The organism is Streptomyces sp. NPDC102279 (assembly GCF_044766365.1).
In the GTDB taxonomy this organism is placed as follows: Bacteria; Actinomycetota; Actinomycetes; order Streptomycetales; family Streptomycetaceae; genus Streptomyces.
On sequence record NZ_JBIWLU010000015.1, the window covers coordinates 1 to 20444 of the forward strand.

General features: G+C 71.6%; 16 protein-coding genes and 1 pseudogene. 10 read left to right on the forward strand and 7 right to left on the reverse strand.

Going from position 1 to position 20444, the window contains the following annotated elements; translation table 11 throughout:
* The 3 genes and pseudogenes from ACIRQH_RS33100 to ACIRQH_RS33110 form a co-directional block, all read left to right on the forward strand.
* Positions 1–717 (forward strand): annotated as a pseudogene (locus ACIRQH_RS33100) (glucose-6-phosphate isomerase); the annotation flags it as partial.
* Between the two features lie 6 nt (positions 718–723).
* The gene (gnd, locus tag ACIRQH_RS33105) at positions 724–1602 is read left to right on the forward strand and encodes a phosphogluconate dehydrogenase (NAD(+)-dependent, decarboxylating) (protein ID WP_358821495.1); all 879 of its coding nucleotides are present in this window, start codon (positions 724–726) and stop codon (positions 1600–1602) included.
* An 8-nt stretch (positions 1603–1610) separates the two neighbouring features.
* Positions 1611–2222 carry a histidine phosphatase family protein gene (locus ACIRQH_RS33110; protein WP_404228444.1) on the forward strand — a complete coding sequence of 204 codons (612 nt, stop codon included), beginning with the start codon at positions 1611–1613 and terminating at the stop codon, positions 2220–2222.
* Between the two features lie 111 nt (positions 2223–2333).
* On the opposite strand, the gene ACIRQH_RS33115 is transcribed toward ACIRQH_RS33110, so the two are convergent.
* Positions 2334–3311, reverse strand: coding sequence for a hypothetical protein (locus ACIRQH_RS33115; protein ID WP_388936685.1), 978 nt, complete (start codon positions 3309–3311; stop codon positions 2334–2336).
* A gap of 11 nt (positions 3312–3322) precedes the next feature.
* The gene (locus ACIRQH_RS33120) at positions 3323–4807 is read right to left on the reverse strand and encodes an APC family permease (RefSeq protein ID WP_404228447.1); all 1485 of its coding nucleotides are present in this window, start codon (positions 4805–4807) and stop codon (positions 3323–3325) included.
* A 925-nt stretch (positions 4808–5732) separates the two neighbouring features.
* On the opposite strand from ACIRQH_RS33120, the gene ACIRQH_RS33125 reads away from it, so the two are divergent.
* Positions 5733–7892 carry a TIM-barrel domain-containing protein gene (locus ACIRQH_RS33125; RefSeq protein ID WP_404228669.1) on the forward strand — a complete coding sequence of 720 codons (2160 nt, stop codon included), beginning with the start codon at positions 5733–5735 and terminating at the stop codon, positions 7890–7892.
* A gap of 9 nt (positions 7893–7901) precedes the next feature.
* Here ACIRQH_RS33125 and ACIRQH_RS33130 read toward each other — a convergent pair whose 3' ends face one another.
* Together ACIRQH_RS33130 and ACIRQH_RS33135 are read right to left on the reverse strand one after the other, a co-directional pair.
* Positions 7902–9776, reverse strand: a complete 1875-nt coding sequence (locus ACIRQH_RS33130) for a bifunctional sugar phosphate isomerase/epimerase/4-hydroxyphenylpyruvate dioxygenase family protein (RefSeq protein ID WP_404228449.1) — start codon at positions 9774–9776, stop codon at positions 7902–7904.
* 82 nt (positions 9777–9858) lie between these two features.
* Positions 9859–10743, reverse strand: coding sequence for a shikimate dehydrogenase (locus ACIRQH_RS33135; protein ID WP_404228452.1), 885 nt, complete (start codon positions 10741–10743; stop codon positions 9859–9861).
* A 261-nt stretch (positions 10744–11004) separates the two neighbouring features.
* Here ACIRQH_RS33135 and ACIRQH_RS33140 point away from each other — a divergent pair, with 261 nt between their 5' ends.
* Together ACIRQH_RS33140 and ACIRQH_RS33145 are read left to right on the forward strand one after the other, a co-directional pair.
* Entirely contained in the window at positions 11005–11670 is a 666-nt protein-coding gene (locus ACIRQH_RS33140; RefSeq protein WP_388875559.1) for a TetR family transcriptional regulator, read from the forward strand.
* Positions 11671–11903: 233 nt separating this feature from the next.
* The gene (locus ACIRQH_RS33145) at positions 11904–13256 is read left to right on the forward strand and encodes an MFS transporter (RefSeq protein WP_388875562.1); all 1353 of its coding nucleotides are present in this window, start codon (positions 11904–11906) and stop codon (positions 13254–13256) included.
* A gap of 246 nt (positions 13257–13502) precedes the next feature.
* On the opposite strand, the gene ACIRQH_RS33150 is transcribed toward ACIRQH_RS33145, so the two are convergent.
* The gene (locus ACIRQH_RS33150; RefSeq protein ID WP_358821526.1) at positions 13503–14099 is read right to left on the reverse strand and encodes a TetR/AcrR family transcriptional regulator; all 597 of its coding nucleotides are present in this window, start codon (positions 14097–14099) and stop codon (positions 13503–13505) included.
* Positions 14100–14249: 150 nt separating this feature from the next.
* On the opposite strand from ACIRQH_RS33150, the gene ACIRQH_RS33155 reads away from it, so the two are divergent.
* Positions 14250–15191 carry an NAD(P)-dependent oxidoreductase gene (locus tag ACIRQH_RS33155; protein ID WP_404228456.1) on the forward strand — a complete coding sequence of 314 codons (942 nt, stop codon included), beginning with the start codon at positions 14250–14252 and terminating at the stop codon, positions 15189–15191.
* Here the strand turns inward: ACIRQH_RS33155 and ACIRQH_RS33160 are convergent.
* Entirely contained in the window at positions 15147–15596 is a 450-nt protein-coding gene (locus tag ACIRQH_RS33160; RefSeq protein WP_358821504.1) for a PPOX class F420-dependent oxidoreductase, read from the reverse strand. The genes ACIRQH_RS33155 and ACIRQH_RS33160 overlap by 45 nt on opposite strands.
* A 128-nt stretch (positions 15597–15724) precedes the next feature.
* Between ACIRQH_RS33160 and ACIRQH_RS33165 the strand changes: the two genes are divergently transcribed.
* The 3 genes from ACIRQH_RS33165 to ACIRQH_RS33175 are packed head-to-tail and all read left to right on the forward strand — an operon-like array spanning position 15725 to position 19052.
* Positions 15725–16306 carry a TetR/AcrR family transcriptional regulator gene (locus ACIRQH_RS33165; RefSeq protein WP_404228460.1) on the forward strand — a complete coding sequence of 194 codons (582 nt, stop codon included), beginning with the start codon at positions 15725–15727 and terminating at the stop codon, positions 16304–16306.
* Between the two features lie 41 nt (positions 16307–16347).
* On the forward strand, positions 16348–17796 hold the full coding sequence (locus tag ACIRQH_RS33170; RefSeq protein ID WP_404228671.1) for an MFS transporter: 1449 nt from the start codon (positions 16348–16350) through the stop codon (positions 17794–17796).
* Positions 17797–17825: 29 nt separating this feature from the next.
* Positions 17826–19052 (forward strand): serine hydrolase domain-containing protein, encoded by a 1227-nt coding sequence (locus tag ACIRQH_RS33175; RefSeq protein WP_404228463.1) that lies wholly within the window; start codon positions 17826–17828, stop codon positions 19050–19052.
* A 13-nt stretch (positions 19053–19065) separates the two neighbouring features.
* Here ACIRQH_RS33175 and ACIRQH_RS33180 read toward each other — a convergent pair whose 3' ends face one another.
* The gene (locus ACIRQH_RS33180; protein ID WP_388936671.1) at positions 19066–20301 is read right to left on the reverse strand and encodes an MFS transporter; all 1236 of its coding nucleotides are present in this window, start codon (positions 20299–20301) and stop codon (positions 19066–19068) included.
* Positions 20302–20444 lie beyond the last annotated feature (143 nt).

A 20444-nucleotide genomic window follows, 5' to 3' on the forward strand; every position in this document is an offset into this window, starting at 1 on the left:
GCGGAGGCGAACGCCCCGTTGTTGTTGGGGTTGTTGGGGATCTGGTACGGCAACTTCCATGACGCGCAGTCGCATGCGGTGCTGCCGTACTCGCACTATCTGTCGCGGTTCACGGCGTATCTGCAGCAGTTGGACATGGAGTCGAACGGCAAGTCGGTGGACCGTGAGGGCCGGCCGGTGGAGTGGCAGACGGGTCCGGTGGTGTGGGGAACGCCGGGTACGAACGGGCAGCACGCGTACTACCAGTTGATCCATCAGGGGACGAAGCTGATCCCGGCGGACTTCATCGGGTTCGCGAACCCGGTGGGTGAGCTGAGTGAGACGCTCAAGGCGCAGCACGACCTGCTGATGGCGAACTTCTTCGCGCAGACGCAGGCGCTGGCGTTCGGCAAGACTCCCGATGAGGTCCGTGCGGAGGGGGTGCCGGAGGAGCTGGTCGCGCACAAGACGTTCCGCGGCGACCACCCCACCACCACGATCCTCGCGGCGGAGCTGACACCGTCCGTGCTCGGCCAGTTGATCGCCCTGTACGAGCACAAGGTGTTCGTCCAGGGCGCCGTCTGGAACATCGACTCCTTCGACCAGTGGGGCGTCGAACTCGGCAAGGTCCTCGCCAAGCGCATCGAACCCGCCCTCGCCGACGGCACGGACGTGCCCGGCCTCGACCCCTCCACCACCGCCCTCGTGGCCACCTACCGCTCTCTCGGGAAGAAGTGAACTGATATGCAGCTCGGACTCATCGGTCTCGGCAAGATGGGCGGCAACATGCGGGAGCGGATACGCCTCGCCGGCCACACCGTCGTCGGCTACGACCGCAACCCGGACCTCGCCGACGTCAACAGCCTCACCGAGCTCGTGAGCAAACTCGAAGGCCCGCGTGTGGTCTGGGTGATGGTGCCGGCCGGCGCCCCCACCCAGACCGTCATCGACGAGCTCGGCGATCTGCTGGAGCCCGGCGACACGGTCGTGGACGGCGGCAACTCCCGCTGGACCGACGACGAGAAGCACGCCGAGGAGCTGGCGGCCAAGGGCATCGGCTTCGTCGACGCCGGTGTCTCCGGCGGCGTGTGGGGCCTCAAGAACGGCTACGCGCTCATGGTCGGCGGCGACGCCGAGAACATAGCCAAGGTGCAGCCGGTCTTCGACGCGCTCAAGCCCGAGGGCGACTTCGGCTTCGTGCACGCCGGCAAGGTCGGCGCCGGTCACTTCTCCAAGATGGTCCACAACGGCATCGAGTACGCCATGATGCAGGCGTACGCCGAGGGCTGGGAGCTGCTGGAGAAGGTCGACTCCGTCACCGACGTCCGCGAGGTCTTCCGCTCCTGGCAGGAGGGCACCGTCATCCGCTCCTGGCTGCTCGACCTCGCGGTCAACGCCCTGGACGGCGACGAGCACCTGGACAAGCTGCGCGGCCACGCCGACGACTCCGGCGAGGGCCGCTGGACCGTCGAGGCGGCCATCGACAACGCCGTCCCGCTGCCCGCCATCACGGCCTCCCTGTTCGCGCGCTTCGCGTCCCGCCAGGACGACTCGCCGCAGATGAAGATGATCGCGGCCCTGCGCAACCAGTTCGGCGGCCACGCCGTCGAGTCGGCCAAGTAGCCCCGGCCATGGGCGACCTCGTCCTGGTCCGCCACGGCGAGACCGAGTGGAGCCTGACGGGACAGCACACCAGCTGGACCGACCTGCCGCTCACCCGGCACGGCGAGGAACAGGCCAAGTCCCTGGCCCCGTTCTTCGCCGGGCGCTCCTTCGCCCGGGTCCTCACCAGCCCGCTCGGCCGCGCGGTCCTCACGGCCGGGCTCGCGGGCCTGTCCGACGCGCGGATCGAACCCGATCTGCACGAGTGGGACTACGGCGGCTACGAGGGCATCACCACGCGCGCCATCCACCGGGAGCGGCCCGACTGGGTGCTGTGGACCGACGGGGTACCGCCGGGTCCCGACGGCCATCCCGGTGAGTCCCCGCACGAGGTCGGCGCGCGCGCCGACCGGGTGCTGGCCCGGGTGGACGCCGCGCTGCGCGAGGAGGCCGGTGATGTGGTGCTCGTGGCGCACGCGCACTTCCTGCGGGTCCTGACAGCCCGCCGGCTCGGCCTTCCGGCCGGGTCGGGGCGGCTGTTCCAGCTCGCGACCGGCACCGTCAGCCGGCTCTCCACCGAGCACGGCGATCCGGTGATCGCGACGTGGAACGAGCCGGGATCCTCGGTCTCGGTCCCTTAGTCCCCGCGGTGCCACAGCCCCCTTTCCCGACGCGGCCCCGGCCGGTACGTCCCTGGACGTACCGGCCGGGGCCGCGTCCGTGTCGGGCGGCGTGTGCGGCGAGCGACCCGTTCAGCGCGCCTCTCCGCGGGCGGAACGTCTTCCCCACCTCACGAACTCCTTCTCCGCGTCGCCGGTGGCGGACCACGGCGTCCGGGTGGCGCGCCGCCCGATGATCCGGAACGTGTCGGCGGCGATGTCCGCGGTGTCCGCCGTGTCTGCGTAACAGGCCGCGTGGGCGAGGTAGTTGAGGTCGCGCAGCTCCACCGGCGCCGGCGGAGTCTCCGGGCGTACGCCGATCCAGCGCTGCCAGGTGCGCCGTACGTCGTTGACCGCGGCGTCGTGACTCCAGTGCTGGCCCTTGCCGACGACGGCGTCCCGTTGCCGTCCGGCCGCGTCGAGGACGCAGCGGTACTCCTCGACACGGGCGTACTGCACCAGCACGGGCAGCGCGCAGCCGGCCGGCGCGACCCCCGCGGCGTCCCGCGCGAAGTCGTACATCAGGCCGTGGGTGCCGTGCCAGCGCGAGGAGTAGTAGTGCAGGATCTGCAGGTGCCCTTCCATGCTGTACGGGTCGCGGCCGTGCAACTCGTCCCACCAGCGGCCGAGTTCCCTGCGGCGTACGCCGGAGGGGTAGAGCCGCGCGACCGAGATGAGGAAGATCCACGGCGTGGGGTCCTCCGGGTGGGCCTCGGCGGCGCGCAGGCAGGCCAGCACCGCTTTGTCGACGCGCTGCGGATCGATGGGAACCCCGCGGCCCGCCGCGATGGCCAGGTTGAAGGCCCGGGTCACGTCGGTCGCGGCCCGCAGGACCATGGCATCGGCGCTGTGCGGTTCGGCGGCGAGCCAGGACTCGGCCGTCGAGTTGCCCGCGCAGGCCGGGGCGAGCAGCCGGACGCGGTGGCTGCGCGCGGCCCAGTCGGCGCCGGTGGCGCGCAGGAGTTCGCGCAGCCCCTGCCAGCGTCCGATGACGATGTCCTGGCGCGCCGAGGTGAGGGGCGCGTCGCCGCAGTCGGGGTCGAAATCGGGTGTGAAGCGGTCTCCCGCCATCGGAAGCCCCCTCAGAAGTCGGTGGGCAGACCCTCGTGGCCGCGGGTCCCGGCGGCGACCGCCGCTCCGGTGCGATCGTCGGGGATGTACTCGGCCTCGACGACGTGGGTGGCGTCCAGCCTCGCGGGCCGGTAGTAGTCGCTGCCCTGCCTCCAGTACCAGAGCATGGGGACCAGGCCGGCGGCGATGCCTCCGATGCCGATCGCGATGGACGGGGCGCTGAGGTCGCCGAGCGACTCGACGAACACCCAGAACATGAACGCGGCGCCGGTGAGGGGCCAGAGGCCGCCGAAGAGGAAGTTGGCCGGGGACTTCAGCAGCATCTTGCGGTAGGCGACGACGACGGCGAGGCCGGCCAGGCCGTAGTAGACGGCGATCTGCAGACCGATGGCGGCGATGGCGTCGGCGAGGATGTCGCCGACCGAGCCGAGGGCGTTGGAGGTCACGAACATCGCGAGGGCGACGGCGCCGACGACGACGATCGCCACCCACGGGGTGTTCCAGCGACGGTGCACCCGGCCGAGCGCGCTCGGCATCGTCCGGTCGCGGCCCATCGCGAACAGCGAGCGGGTGACCTGGATGAGGGTGGTCTCCAGGGTGGCGATGGTGGAGAGCATCACGGCCACCACGATGAGTTTCCCGCCCCAGCCGGGCCAGATCTCCTCGCCGAGGGCGCCGAGCACGTTGGCGCCGTTGTCCTTGATCTGCCGGTCGGTGAGAATGATGTTCACGGTGATGGTGAAGACCTCGAAGAGCAGGAAGACGATGCCGACGCCGATCAGTCCGGCGAGTCCGGTCGTTCGGCGGCTGTCCTTCGTCTCCTCGCTGAGGTTGCTGGTGACGTCCCAGCCCCAGTAGTAGAAGGCGGCGATGAGGGCGCCGGACGCGAAGCCGCTCACGCCGTCGAACTGACCGAGGCCGAGCCAGGACCACGAGAAGGCGCGGGCGTTGTCGTCGTGCAGCAGGGCGCCCACGGCGAAGAGGGCGAGAACGGCCAGTTCCACGCCGGACATGATCAGTTGGGCGCGCACGGTGAGCCGGGCGCCGCCGAGGACGACGAGCAGCATGACGAGGAACCAGGCCGCGCCGACGACGGTGGCGAGGGCGGTGTCGCCGGCGAGTTCCGTGTCGACGAGGGCGAGGGTCATCGAGCCGGCGGGCAGCGAGCCCGCGACCATGAAGATGGTGGCGGAGACGACCAGGGCCCAGCCGCTGATGAAGCCGAGGAAGGGGTGCAGGGTGCGGCCGACCCACGAGTAGCTGGCACCGGCGTTGACGTCGATCCGGCCGAGGTAGCTGAAGGCCAGGGCGATGCCCAGCATGGGTATCGCGCAGTAGAGGAGCGCGGCGGGACCGGCGAGGCCGACCGCGCCGAGGAGGACGGCGGTGGTGGCGGCGAGCGAGTAGGCGGGAGCGCTGCCCGCCACCGCCATCACGATCGTGTCGAAGGTGCCGAGGGCGTTGGCCTGAAGCCCTCTTCCCCTGTTCTTGCTCATGATCGTGCTGCTTTCCGTGCTGCACGACGCGCCGACGGGCACGCCGGGCAGCGCCGTGCGAGTGGGGGGTGTGAAGGCCGATGCCGCACCAGCGCCGTCATCGGGCAGAGGGTCACGCCGCGGATGCGGAGGGTCGCTCCGCGGGTGCTGCGATGATAGCGGTGACTGTTGCCCTTTCAACGTCAACCGGTCGGTAATTCATGGCTTCTGACGAGCCGTGCCCGGGGTGGTGAACGCCCCCGGAGGTGGCCGAGAGTCCGTTCGCGGACCGGCTCGTGGATCGCCCCGCTTCACTCCCGTACGTCCCTCCCGGGTTCGCGATCACACCGTTGACAGCTCCCGCGAAGCCTGTGACCCTTCATGCTCGAAGTTGCGCGGAATCACGACTGTTCAAGCATGAGCAAGCATCGGCCTCCTGAGGCCGGTGCAGCACCTGGTTCGAATCCGTCGAGTGGAGATACGTACCGTGCGAAGACTCCGACACCGTTCCTGGGCCGTGGCGGGACTGGCCACCGCCCTGGCCGTCACCCTCCTCAACGCCCCCGCGGGACCGGCGCTCGCGGCGACCCCGGCGAATGCCGTCCTCGACGCCACCCACCAGAGCGTCACCTGGCAGAGTCCCGTCTACCCGAAGGGCACCTCCGGCGGCACCGAGAGTTGTCCTGCGGCCGCCGAGGACCCCGACAGCGAGGTCTGCGACCGTTTCGACGTGAACGTCGAGGTACCCGAGGGGTATTGGGCGGACAACCCCGAGGGCGGGGTGCCGATCTCCATCGAGTGGCAGCACCCCACCGACGACTTCGACCTGTACGTGTACGACGACACGGGCAAGGAGGTCGCCTCCAGCGCGGGCACCGCCGACCCCGAGGCCACCCTGATCCCGAACGCGTCGGGGACCTACCACGTGCTGGTCGTGCCGTACGACGTGCACGACAACGCGTACACCGGGAAGGTCTATCTGCCGCGGACCGCGGACGCGGGCGACCTGACCTCCTTCAGCGGCGACCACGGCGGCTACACCGTCGCGGCCGGTGATCTTAAGGCCCGGGCCGACTTCCTGGCGGATGGCCAACTCCGCCTGCAGGCCGATCCGTCCGGCACGTTCAGTGACCCCGCCGACAGCGCGATCGTCCGCCGCCGGCCCGCCCGGCAGACCCGCACGTCGTCGTTCGACGCGGGCGCGTACTACGGCATCCGGTCCCCCGACGCCGTCCTGCGCGTGTACAAGAAGCCGCTGCGCTTCGGCCTCTACAAGCCCGACAACCGCACCCGGATCTGGCAGGAGGACAAGCCGCTGCGCTGGTCCACCAGTGGGATGCGGCAGAGCCTGGCCCGCGGTACGGGCGAGCAGTTCTTCGGCGGCGGCGAACAGAACGGCTCCTTCGCACACCGCGACCAGACCATGTACGTGGCGAACAACTTCAACTGGAACGAGGGCGGTTACAACAACTCACAGCCCTTCTACCTGTCCAGCGCGGGGTACGGCGTCTTCCGCAACACCTTCGCGCCGGGGGTGTACGACTTCGGATCGCCGGTACGCACCGGACAGCAGGAACGGCGCCTGGACGCCTACTACTTCCTCGGGGACGCCAAGAAGGTCATCGGCAAGTACACCGCGCTGGTGGGCAAGCCGTTCATGCCACCCGTCTACGGCCTCGAACCCGGCGACTCCGACTGCTATCTGCACAACGCCAACCGCGGTGAGCGGCACACCCTCGACGCCCTGAAGGTCGCCGACGGCTACACCGCGCACGACATGCCGCTCGGCTGGATGCTCGTCAACGACGGGTACGGCTGCGGCTACGAGAACCTCGACCAGACCGCGAAGGGCCTGGGCGACCACAACGCCCATCTGGGACTGTGGACCCAGGACGGCATCGACAAGCTCGCCGACCAGGTGAAGGCGGGCCAGCGGGTGGCGAAACTCGACGTGGCCTGGGTCGGCAACGGGTACAGATTCGCGCTCGACGCGTGCGACCGGGCGAAGGCCGGGATCGAGGACAACAGCGACGCCCGCGGCTTCGTCTGGCTGCCGGTGTCCTGGGCGGGCGCCCAGCGCTGCGGCGTCCTGTGGAGCGGCGACCAGAAGCTGTCCTGGGACTACATCCGCTGGCAGATCCCCACCTACGCCGGGGCCACCCTGTCGGGTATCGCGTACAACACCGGTGACGTGGGCTCGATCTACGGCCACGACCCGAAGATGTACGCGCGGGACCTCCAGTGGAAGGCGTTCCTGCCGGCCGTCATGACCATGGACGGCTGGGCCTCGGACATCACCACCGGCAAGCCCGCCGACCAGCAACCCTGGCTGGACGGGGAGCCGTACACCTCGGTCAACCGCAAGTACCTCCAGCTGAAGGAACGCCTGCTCCCCTACATGTACACGCTGTCCGCCGAGGCGGCGACGTCGGGCGTCGGTGCCGTACGCCCGCTCTGGCTGGAGTACCCGGACGACCCGAAGACCCTCGGGGCCGACGCCAAGTACGAGTTCCTCGCGGGCTCCGACTTCCTGGTCGCGCCCGTCTACAAGGACTCCGACACCCGGGACGGCATCTATCTGCCCAAGGGCACCTGGACGGACTACTGGACGGGCCGCACCTACGAGGGCCCGACCACCGTCGACGGCTACCACGCGCCGCTCGACACCCTGCCCCTCTTCGTGAAGGGCGGCTCGATCGTCCCCATGTGGCCCAAGGGCACGACGAGTTGGAAGACCCGTGACCGGCACGAACTGGACTGGGACCTGTACCCGAAGGGTGACAGCGGCTACACGCTGTACGAGGACGACGGCGTGACCCGGCACTTCACCGAGGGCGCCTCGGCGACCCAGCACGTCGCAGTGAGCGCCGGACGGACCGTGACGACCGTCGACGTCGGTGCGAGCAAGGGGAGTTACCAGGACAAGCCCGCCTCCCGCGCGTACCGCTTCACCGTGCACGGCGAGTCGGCGCCCCGGCAGGTGCTCGTCGGCGGACGTCCCTTGCCGCGCACGTCGTGGTCGCACGACAGCGGCACCGGGGTGACCACGCTGAGCACACCCCCTCTGCCGCTGGACCGGGGGTTCACCCTGCGTCTGGTCCGGTAGGCAGGCGTGTCAGCGCCCCGGTCGTCCCGCCGCGTGCTGCGCGGCGAGACGCACCGGGGCGTTCTGCGCTCCGTAGCCGCGGTATCCGCCGTCGCGCTGCACGAGTTCGAAGAAGACGCGGCCGATCGTCTCCGTGTAGCAGTGCCTGAACTCCCCATGGGCGTCACGGTCGTAGAGGATGCCGAGTTCGCGCAGGACGGCCAGCTCCTCCGCGTCGAGGTCGTGACGTGCGGCCAGGTCGTCGTGGTAGTTGGCGGGGATGGGCAGCAGTCGGCCGCCGGCCGCGCGGAAGCGGCGGGCGGCTTCGGCCACGTCGTCGGTGGCGAGGGCGATGTGCTGGACGCGGGCTCCGTCGTCCGTGGGGGCGGGGCCGACACCGAGGGCGATCCGGACGCTCCCGTCGGCGTTGGTGACGGCGCGGCTGCGGTGCAGTCCGTAGGGGTCGGCGACGTCCACGCTCTCCTGGCCGGTCAGGCCGAGCACACCGCGATGGAAGAGGGCGGCCTCGTCGAACTGGTGCCAGGGCTGGGTGAGCGCGAGGTGGTCGATCCGGCTCACGGAGCCCCGGCCGGCCGGGGGCACGGCCGATCCGCCGGCGTCGAGCGGCTCGAAGTCGTGCGTCCACCCGCGGAGTTCGGGATCATCGGAGACCGCTCGCCGGCCGGACGGGGCCGGGGAGCCGGCGGGGGCGCAGAAGAAGACCTCCGTGCCGTCGGGCGCGGCGACGGCTTCGAGTGGGGCGTCGCCGAGTGTCCGGCGGCGCGGCAGCACGGGCGCGAGGAGTGCCTCGGCGCGACGGGCCGCGGCGGCCGGGTCGGGCGACTCCAGGCCGATCGCGGCGAGGGACGTGCCGTCACGCGAGGCGGCCGGACCGGTGTTGACCAGGACGCGGGCCCCGCCCTGCTGCCAGAGGTCCACCGGCTTGCCGCGGTGGCGGGCGGTGCGGGTGAAACCGAGCGCGCCGAGGAGACCGGCGACGGGGACGACATCGGGCGTGACGAGTTCGGCGAAGGCGATACCGCTCGGCACGACGGGTGCGGGCGGCGCGGCGAGATCCACGCCGGCAGGCAGGGCCGGCCGCACCTGTTCCTGGAGGACGAGGAGGGAGCGGCGGGCGTCGACGGCGGTCGGCCCCGCCGCGGCCTGCCGGAACACGTCGTTGAAGACCTCCAGCGACAACGGGCCCCGGTAGCCGGCGCGCAGCACATGCGTCAGAAGACCGGAGAGGTCGAAGCCGCCCTGCCCGGGGAAGCAGCGGTAGTGGCGGCTCCACTGGAGGACGTCCATCGCCATCAGCGGGGCGTCGGCCAGCTGCAGGAAGAAGATCCGGTCCCCGGGGATGGCCTCGATCCCCACAGGGTCGGAGCCGCGCGCCAGGATGTGGAAGCTGTCCAGGCAGGTGCCGAGGGCCGGATGCCCGGCGCTCTCGACGACGCTCCAGGCATGGTCGTACGTGTTCACGTGACGCCCCCAGGCGAGCGCCTCGTACGCCACCCGGATGCCGAAGTCCTCGGCGAGGCAGGCCAGTCGGTGCAGTTGCTCCGCCGCGAGCGCGTCGTCGTCGACGGCGAGGGGCGAGACACTGGAGCAGACCAGCACGGTGTCGGCGCCGAGACGACGCATGAGAGCGAACTTGTGGCGTGCCCGGCGCAGCGAGCGCGCGAACTCCTCCTCGGGGAGGGCCTCGACGTCACGCATCGGCTGGTAGAGGTCGATGGTCAGACCGAGGTCGGCCGTGCGGTCCCGGATCTCCTCGGGAGTGAGAGGGCTCGCGAGCAGGTCGTTCTCGAAGATCTCCACGCCGTCGAAGCCCGCACGGGCCGCGGCGGTGAGCTTCTCGGTCAGGGAACCGCTGAGGGACACCGTGGCGATGGACGTACGCACGCTGCTTCCTTCCGTAGCCGGGGCAGTCGGGGTGGCCGAGGTGACCTGGGGGCCGCCGGGGTCGTCATGGTGGACCCTGTCGTTACACGTTCTCCGTCGCGGGCACCGGGGAGCCCGCCAGTTCGGAGATGTCCGCGAGCATCCGGGCCGGGTCGGGCTCGCGTCCGGTGAAGAGCCGGAAGGCGTCCGCGGCCTGGAAGCCGGCCATGCCGCCTCCGTCGAGGGTCGCGCAGCCGGCCGCGCGGGCGGCACGCACCAGCTCGGTCTCCAGGGGCCGGTAGACCACCTCCGCGACCCACAGCCCGGGGCGCAGCAGCCGCGCCGGGAACGGGAGTCCGGGGTGCGCGGCCATGCCGGTGGGCGTGGCGTGCACGATGCCGTCGGCACGCGCGAGGAGCGGGCCGAGGGCGTCCGGTGCAGCGGCGGCTGCCCGGCCGGCGCCGAAGTGCCGTCGCAGCGCGGCGGCCAGCGCGGCGGCGCGGTCGGGCAGGGCGTCGACCACGGTGACGTGGCCCGCTCCGAGGGTGAGCACCGCGTGGGCGACGGCGGCGCCCGCCCCGCCCGCGCCCAGCTGGACGACCCGCTCCAGGGACACGTCGGGCAGGCCGCGGGCGAAGGACGCGGCGAAGCCGGTGACGTCCGTGTTGTGGCCGGTCGCCCGGCCGTCCTCGAAGACCACGGTGTTGACCGCGCCGAGTGCCGCCGCCTGCGCGGTGAGGTCGTCGAGGTGACCGATGACGAGTTGCTTGCAGGGGTGGGTGATGTTCAGCCCGTCGAAGCCGACGTCGCGTGCGGCGCGTACGAGATCGCCGACCGCCTCCGGGCCGACGCCGAGCGTGTCGATGTCGATCAGCCGGTACAGACAGCGCAGTCCCTGCCGGTCGGCCTCGCGCTCGTGCAGCGCCGGGCTGAGCGACGGACCGATCCCCGAGCCGATCAGGCCGACGAGATACGAGGTCTGGGACACGGCGGGGCCTCCGGGGACGAGGGCGGTTCGACGACGGGCGGAAGAGCCCGCGGCCGGTGACCGGCTGACGGCTGACGGCTGACGGCTGACGGCTGACGGCTGACGGCTGACGGCTGGATTAATGTACGAACTGGTTCGTTAGTTTTATCAAGCCGTTTGCCCGATGGGAAGAGGGGCTGCGGGAGGGGACCGCCCGGGCCCGCCCCACCGCGCCCTGCTTCTAGAATCGCGGGCACCGACCGTCTCGCCCGAAGGAACCCGATGACCAGCGTCGAAGAACCGGCACGACCCGGCGGGCGCATCCGCGACGCCGCCCGCACCAGGGCCGAGATTCTCGACGTGGCGACCCAGGAGTTCTCCCGCGCCGGCTTCGCGGGCGCCCGGGTCGACGAGATCGCCGCCCGCACCAGCACCACGAAACGGATGATCTACTACTACTTCGGCGGCAAGGAGCAGCTCTTCACGGCGGTCCTGGAGCGGGCGTACACGGTCATCCGGCAGGCCGAACAGAAGCTGGACGTCGAGCATCTGGACCCGGTCGCCGCCATCCGCAGGCTCGCCGAGCTGACCTTCGACCACCACGAGGCGCACCCCGACTTCATCCGCCTGGTGAGCATCGAGAACATCCACGAGGCCGAACACATCGTCGCCTCCGACGAGTTGGGCCGCATCGGCTCGCCCGCGCTCGACGTGATCGGCAGAATCCTGGCGACCGGCCGCGCGTCGGGGCTGTTCACGGCCGACGTCGACGCCGTGGACCTGCACGCGATGATCAGCTCCTTCTGCTTCTTCCGGGTCTCCAACCGGCATACGTTCGGCGCCCTGTTCGGCCGCGACCTGGTCGCCCCCGACCAGCGGGACCACTACCGGGCGATGCTCGGCGACATGGTCATCGCCTACCTCACCGCGGACCGCACGGCCGGCTGAACGGACCGCCGAGCGCGGGGAGATCCTTCGGCACGACCCCTTGACACCCGGGAAACGTGGGCGCAACATCCGTAGCCAGTCGCTACTAACTATCCAGTGGGTTAATTAGCCGGAACCGCGGAGGTCGCACGATCCCGCTCCCGGCACGGCCGACCCGTACGCCCCAGGGTCCCGGCACCCTCTCCCCTGGCACCGTCGCACTCCCGTCCCCGGAGTTCCCCGAAGGAGCAGCCGTGTCCGACCCCGCCATCCCGCTCACCGCGCCACCGGGCCAACCGAAGAAGGCCGCGGCCGCCGCCTGGATCGGCAGCGCCCTGGAGTACTACGACTTCTTCATCTACGGCAGCGCCGCTGCCCTGATCTTCCCGAAGGTCTTCTTCGACGAGTCGGACCCGGCCACCGCGACCCTCCTCTCGCTCGCCACCTTCGGGGTCGCCTACGCGGCCCGGCCCGTCGGCGCGCTGTTCCTCGGCCACTTCGGCGACCGCGTCGGACGCAAGAAGATCATGGTCTTCACGCTGATCCTGATGGGGCTCTCGACGTTCCTCATCGGCTGCCTGCCGACGCGTGACCAGGTCGGCGGTCTCGCTCCGGTCCTGCTCGTCCTCTGCCGCGTCCTCCAGGGGATCTCGGCGGCCGGGGAGCAGGCCAGCGCCAACTCGATGACGCTGGAACACGCGCCACCGGGCCGGCGCGGCTTCTTCACGAGCTTCACCCTCAGCGGCACCCAGGGTGGCCAGCTCCTCGCCACCCTCGTCTTCCTGCCGATCGCCGCGCTGCCCGAGGACCAGTTGCTCTCGTGGGGCTGGCGCGTCCCGTTCTGGGCGAGCGTCGCGGTCGCCGTGGTCGGCTACGCCATCCGCCGCACCCTCCAGGAGACCCCGGCCTTCACCCGGCAGGCCGCGACGGAGGGCGTCGTGAAGCTGCCGCTCGGCGTGCTCTTCCGCGACCACTGGGCGGACGTGCTGCGGGTGGTCGCCGGTGCGCTGATCGCGTCGGTCAGCACGATCTTCACCGTATGGGCGCTGGCCTACGGGACCAGCGACGCGGTCGGCCTGTCCCGGACACAGATGCTGTGGGTGGGCGCGCTGGCCAACGTGGTCGCGCTCGGCGCGATTCCCGCCTGGGCCACACTCTCCGATCGCATCGGCCGCCGCCCGGTCTACCTGATCGGCGCCGCCGGCAGCGCCGTCCTGATGTCCGCGTACCTGTGGTCCCTCTCCACCGGCTCGTACGCGCTGGTCATGCTCTTCGGCATCCTCGCGTTCGGCGTCGTCTACAGCGCGGCGAACGGCGTCTGGCCGTCGTTCTACGGCGAGATGTTCTCCACCCGGGTCCGGCTGTCCGGCATGGCCATCGGCACGCAGATCGGCTTCGCGGTCGCCGGGTTCGCCGTCACGTTCGCGGCACAGATCGCGGGACCCGGCGGTGACGACTGGTCGGCGGTGGCCCTGTTCACCGCGGCGCTGTGCGTCCCGCCGGTCATCGCGGTGCTCACCGCCCGCGAGACGCACGAGGTACCCACCGAACTCCTCGGCGAGCCGACGCCGGGCGAGGCGGTACGGCGGACGACGGTGGCCGCCTGACCGGAGACCCGGCCCGCGGTAGCGTTCACCTGCCCTCCACAGCACGGCACTTGATGCAACATCAGGTATTGACCGACGATCAGAGCACCCACGACGCTCTGGTCTGCGGCACCCTTGAGAGGGGCTCCGCGCACCCCGGCCGGGTTCAGGGGCGGCCGGTGTGCGCGGAGCACCCGTCGCGCGTACGCGGAGCGCCGCTCACCCACGATCCGCCGTCCGCCCTGGAGGGTCGGTGATCGGGCGCTGCTACGCCCCTCCCCCGCGTGCCGCGTCGAGCAGAGGGCCCAGTTCGCGGGTCACGGCGGTCAGAGCGCGTACGTCGCGTTCGGCCCGGGCGATGAGGAGCGCGCCCTCCAGGGCGCTGATCATCAAGGTGGCGAGCGGTTCGGCGCGTTCGGCGGGGACACCCGTCCCGACGAGCGCCTCGGCGACCGGACGGGTCCAGCGCCCGAACGCCGCGGCCGCGGCCGCCCTGGTCCCGTCGGCGGACTCGGCACAGTCGACGGTGGCCGCCGCGACGGGGCACCCCGAGACGAAGCCCGTCTCCTGGAGTTCGTCGGTCCACTGCCGCACCATCGCCGCGAACAGCCCGGCGGGCGTCGGCTCCGGCAGGGCGGCGAGGAAGCGGGCGACCCGGTTGCCCGCGTATCGGCCGGCCCAGTCCACGGCCTCGTTGACCACCTGCTCCTTGCCGCCCGGGAAGTAGTGCTGAAGCGAGCCGCGCGGCGCACCCGCGTGTCCGGCCACGTCCCGCATGCCGGTCGCGGTCACCCCGTCGCGCCGGATGAGCTGCGCCGCGCTGAACACCATCCGCTCGCGCGGCCCGCGTTCGGGTCCCGCCATCACCGACCTCCCGTGCCGACCGATCTGCTGCGCCCTCTCCACTATGACAGCTGTCATGAAGCCGTCTACTATGACGACTGTCATAGTCGGCGCGGAGGTGACGACCCGAGGGCGGGACCCGTACTCCGCCCGCCGGAGAGGCGGTTCCTGGTGCACGTCGGTTTCATCGGCCTCGGGGTGATGGGCACACCCATGGCGCTCCATCTGGTCCGGGCGGGCGTCCCCCTCCTCGCCTGGAACCGCACGGCCTCCCGGACCGAGCGCCTGTGCGCCGAGGGGGCCGAGCCGGCGACAGGGCCCGCCGAGGTCTTCGAGCGGGCCGACACGGTGTTGCTGATGCTGGCCGACGAGGGTGCCGTCGACGCGGTCCTCGGCCGCGGCACGGACGGGTTCGCGTCGCGTGTCGCCGGGCGCACCGTGGTCCACATGGGCACGACGTCACCGGAGTACTCGCGTGGCCTCGAAGCCGACATCCGCGCCGCGGGCGGCCGGTACGCCGAGGCCCCCGTCTCGGGCTCGCGTGTTCCGGCCGAGGCCGGGCGGCTGGTGGCGATGCTCGCCGGGGACCCGGTCACGGTCGAGGACGTACGTCCTCTGCTCGCGCCCATGTGCCAGGAGACGTTCGCGTGCGGAGCGGTGCCGAACGCCCTGCTGATGAAGCTGTCGGTGAACCTGTTCCTGATCACCCTGGTGACCGGCCTGACCGAGGCGTTCCACTTCGCCGGCCGACAGGGCCTGGACCCGGGCCTGTTCCTGGACGTCCTGGACGCGGGCCCGATGGCCAGCGGCGTGTCCCGGATGAAGGCGCCGAAACTGCTGGAGGGCGACTTCGCGGTGCAGGCCGCCGTCCAGGACGTCCTGAAGAACAACGAGTTGATCGCGCGGGCGGCCCGGCTCACCGGTCTGGCGTCACCCCTGCTGGACGCCTGTCACGCCCTCTTCGCCGAGACCGTGGCGCTCGGTCACGGGGACCTGGACATGGTCGCGGTGCTGCGGGCGATCGAGCACCGCACGGACGCGGGGCCGGCCCGGGGCGACGCCGTGCGGTCAGCGGGCGGGGATTCCGTAGGCACGCTCCACGTGCAGGCGTAGGACGAGGCGGCGGTCGCGGACCATGGCCGCGCGGTAGTCGTCCCAGTCGGAGTGTTCACCGAGGACGTCACGGTAGACGCGGATCAGTTCCTCGACCGTCTCGTCGTTCGGGTCGGCGGCGACGGGCGTCAGCTCGGCCGTGCCCTCGACCACCGTGTACGCCCAGCGGTCGTCGCTGGTCACGTGGTACGAGGCCCGAGGATCCCGGCGGAGGTTGCGGGTCTTGGCCCGGTCGTCGGTGAGGGAGACGCGGATGACCCCCTCGTCGGGGTAATAGACGTGGCTGACGTTGGACAGCTGGGGCCGGCCGTCCTTCTTGAGGGTGACGAGCACGCCGCCCTTGTACGCGGAGAGCAGTTCGAGCAGGTCGCCCTGCGTCTCGTCCCGTTCTTCTTCGGCAGTCATGTCTGTGGCAACGTCCGGCGCCGGACCTCCCATTCCGCCCACGGGGCCGAACCACCCGCCCAGCCGTTCCACGACCAGGTCCGCGGGAGCGGTAGACAGTGTCTACTCCGTCCTGGTAGACAGTGTCTATGAGCGATCCGGGGACCGGTGGACTGAGAGCGCGCCTGATCGACGTGGGGGTCGACCTGGTGACGACGGAGGGCGCGCAGGCGCTGACCCTGCGGGAGATCGCCCGCAGGGCCGGGGTCTCGCACGGCGCCCCGCGCCGCTACTTCCCGACCCACCTGGAACTGCTGTCCGCCATCGCGCGGCGCGGGTTCACCGATCTCCAGGCGCGGGCCGCGGCGGTGGACGACGGCGACTCGGCCGGCCCGCGGGCCCGGCTCACCGCCCTCGCCACGGTCTATCTGGACTTCGCCCTGTCCCGGCGCGGGATGTACGAGCTGATGTTCCGTCACGACCTGCTGGAGAGCGACCGGCTGGGACTGCGGGAGACGAGCCTGCCGCTCTTCGGGGTGCTGGTCGACCTCGTCAGCCGGGTACGCCCCGAGGCCGACGCCCCGACCGTCGCGGGTGCCCTGTGGGCGAACCTGCACGGCATCGCCCAGCTGTGGGGGTGGGGCAGCCTGCAACTCAGCACCGGCGCGGCCGAGTTCACACCCCTGCTGCGGGCGGCGCTCGACGCGCACCTCGGGCCGGCGGAACGGTGAGCGCGGGCGGCTCCGTGGGCGCCCTGCGCCGTGCGGCGACCGTGGCGGCGCACCGCCGGGTCACGCTGGCGAGCAGCGTCGCCGGTGCCGTGATCGTCGCGCTCGACGGCACGGTCCTCACCGTCGCGCAGCCCACGCTCCAACGCGATCTGGACGCCTCGTTCGCCCGGGTCCAGTGGACCAGCACCGGGTATCTCATCGCGGTGGCCGGCCTGTTGGTGTTCGCGGGACGGCTCGGGGACCGTCACGGCCATCAACGGGTCTTCGCCCTGGGCATTCTGGGCTTCGGCGTGACGTCGGCGGGGATCGGCCTCGCTCCCGCAATCGGCTGGGTCATCGCGCTCCGGGTGGCGCAGGGTGTCTTCGGGGCGCTGCTGCAGCCGGCCACCCTCGGCATGCTGCGGGCCGCGTACCCGCCCGACCGGCTCGGGATGCCCATCGCGCTGCGTACCAGTGCCATCGGCGTCGCCGCGGCCTCCGGACCTCTCCTCGGAGGCGCGCTGGTGAGCCAGTTCGGATGGCGGGCCGTCTTCACGCTCAACGTCCTTCCCGCGCTGGTGCTGGGCGTGCTGGCGCTCACGGTCCGGCCGCCGGCCGCCGCGGAAGCCGACGGGGCGGTGGGCGCGGGTGCGGGCAGAGGTGCGGAGGCGAGGACCGGCCCGGCCGCGTCCGACGCCCTCGACGTGCCGGGCGCCTGCCTTCTGACGGTGACGCTGGTCGCCCTGGTCCACACCCTGGTCGCGATCCCCGACTCCGGCTGGACGGCGACCACCGCGCTCGGACTGACGGTGGTGGCCACCGCCGGCGCTGCGTTCATACGCCGGGAACGGCGTGCCGCGAGCCCGCTGGTGCCCCTCGACCTGCTCGGCTCGGCGACCGTCGCAGCCGCGCTCGGCATCCTCGTCGCCGCGTCCGCCGCCATGTTCGGCACCCTCTTCACCGCCAGCTACTTCCTTCAGCGAACCCTGGATCTCGACCCGCTGGAGACCGGTGTACGGGCCCTGCCCGGCGGCGTGATGATGGTGCTCGGCGCCCCCGTCGCCGCCGTCCTCCTGCGCAGACTCGGCGCTCGCGCGACCACCCTGGCCGGAACGCTCCTCCTCACCGGCGGTGTCCTGCTCCTGGCCCGGCTCGACACGACGTCGACCGCGGTGTCCATCGGCGCGGGCTTCCTGCTGCTGGGCGCCGGTTTCGCCACCGTGATGGTCACCGCGACCGCGGTCGTCGTCCGACAGGCGTCCACGGGATCGGCCGGTGTGGCGGGCGGGTTGCAGCAGACGGCGATGAACATCGGCCCGGTCCTCGGGATCGCCGCGGCGGCCACGCTGCTGACCGTGACACCCGGCTCCATCGGCCTCCCCCTCACCGCGGCGGCGGCGATCTGCACGGCCGGAACACTGCTCGCGCTGCGGCTTCCTGGGCACAAGAACACCGTGAGCACCGCTGACCGGAGCCCGGACGACGCGGCTTCGGCCCGTACGGGACGATGAACGAGACAGGCGCAGCCCGGAGGAGAGCCATGGGACATCTGCGACAGGAAGTCGAACCGAGATCGGTCGGCCTCGACACCAAGGCGCTGGCCCGACTCGACCAGCACTTCACCCACATGGTCGACGACGGCCAGCTGCCCGGCTATCTGGTCTGCGTCTCCCGGCACGGCAGGGTCGCCCACCTCACCGCGTACGGACACCGTGACCGTGAGGCCGGACTCCCGGTGGAGACCGACACGTTGTGGCGGATGTACTCCATGACCAAGCCGGTGACCTCGGTCGCCGCGCTGATGCTGGTCGAAGAGGGACGACTCGGACTCGACGACCGCCTGTCCGACCATCTCCCCGCCTTCTCCGAACTGCGCGTGTACGTCAGCGGTTCGGGATCCGGGACGGTCACCCGGGCGGCCGAACAGCCCGTCCTGATCCGTCACTTGCTCAGCCACACGGCCGGCCTGACCTTCGGCTTCTACCACGCGCACCCCGTCGACGCGCTGTACCGGGACGCCGGAGTGGAGTCCTCGGTGGCACCGGGCGCCGACCTGGCCCGGACGTGCGAGGTGTACGCGGGGCTGCCCCTGCAGTTCGAGCCCGGCACCCGCTGGAACTACTCCGTGGCAACGAACGTCCTCGGCCGCGTCATCGAGGTCGCCTCCGGCCAGGACCTCGACACCTTCCTCCACGAGCGGATCTTCCGGCCGCTGGACATGGCGGACGCCGGCTTCCACGTCTCGCCCGAACAGGCGCCCCGGCTCGCCGAGTTGTACGGGGAGGACGGCGAGGGAGGCATCCGGCCCATCGCCGGGCTGCCGTTGCGCGGCCGGCCCCGCTTCCTCTCCGGCAGCGGCGGGATGGTCGCGAGCGCCCACGACTACCACCGCTTCGCGGAGATGCTCCGCCGGCGCGGCGAACTCGACGGGGTCCGGCTGCTCCGCCCCGGGACCGTGGACATGATGGCGGCCAACCACCTGCCCGGCAACGCCGACCGCCGTACCTTCGGGGCCCCCTTCCACCAGGAGCCGGGCAACGCCGGCCTCGGCTTCGGCCTCGGCGTCTCGGTCGTACTGGACCCGGAACTGACCCGGTCCCCCTCCAGCGAGGGCGCGTTCGGCTGGAGCGGCGTCGCCACCACCACCTTCTGGGTCGACCCCCGCAACGACCTCACGGTGCAGTTCCTGAGCCAGCTCCGGCCCACCGCCTCCCACTCGGTCTACCCCGAACTCAAGCGTCTGGTGCACGAGGCGGTCCAGGGCTGACCAGCCGCCGACGTCAACCGGGCTGCCGAGCGGCCCGGTTGATGCGGTACACGTCCCGCACGCACAGGTTGACCACCGTGGCGGCCACGATCGCACCCGCGCACACGAGGAGGACGTCCCGGTCGGACCAGGTGCCGGCGGCAAGGGCGGCGAGCAGGTAGCCGAGCGGAATCGCGAGGCGCTCGCCGACACTGTTGAGGGATCCGGCCCGACCCAGCTCCTGCTCGGGTACGTACAGTTGGAAGGCGGTCGTCCAGGCGACGATGGCGACGTCCAGGCCGATCCCGGCGAGCAGGGCCGCGACCAGCACGGCGGGCAGGGGCAGCCCGAGTCCCATCGCGGTCAGCGGCAGGAAGAGCAGCGAGCCGGCGCTCACGGCGACGGCGAGCAGCCGGTACGGCTTCCACCACAGGCAGACCAGGGCGCCCGCCAACAGGCCCAACGCGAAGGCCCCTTGCACGAGGCCCCAGGAGCCGGCGCCGGAGTACAACTCCGCCGCGAGGACGGGCCCGAGCATCTGGAAGCCGGCCAGCCAGGCGGCGACCACGATCATTCCGGCCACGGTGTACGTCCACAGCCACGTGCGGGAACGGAATCCGGCCCAGCCGGCACGCAGATCGCTCAGGGCGCTGTGCACGGTGACGGGGGTCTCCAGGCGCAGCCCGTGCAGCAGCAGGGCCGCGATCAGGAACGTGAGGGCGTCCCAGGCCAGTGCCCATCCGGGTCCGCAGAGCGCGACGACGAGGCCGCCCACGACCGGGCCGAGCACCCGTACCGCGTTGCTCGGCAGCCTGACCAGGGCGTTGGCCTGCTGCAGATGTTCGGCCGCGACCAGTTGGTTCACCACGCCCTGACCGGCGGGCACGGTGAACGCCATGGCGACGCCCGAGAGGAATCCGCACGCGGCGATCGAGAGGGTCGAGGCCGCACCGCTCAGTACGACGACGGCGAGGGCGCCTTGGGCGGTCGCCGCGACGACGTTGCCCGCCACCAGGATCCGGCTGCGGGACATCCGGTCCGCGAGGACCCCTCCGGCCAGCAGGAAGGCGACCGTGGGAACGGTGTTCGTGGCGAGCACCAGGCCGAGTGTGCCGGCCCCGCCGCCCTCCCCGATCACCGCGTAGGCGAGGGCGAGCGGCGCCATCGCCGTCCCCGTCGCCGAGATGAGGTTGGCGAGGACGAACCGGCGGAAGGCGGCGCTGCGCAGCGGCGCCGTCCGGGTCGTCGGCGGGCGCGCCGCGGTCTTCATCGTCCTCCCTCACCGCCGACGCCGGGGCATGGCCCGGCTCCGCCGATCGACTCCACGTGCCGGGCGATCATACGAGGTCGGTCCCGGGGCGCGAGGGCGGGTGGCGGGGCACTCGGTCCGCGGTCGCGCCCCGGGGCGGCGCG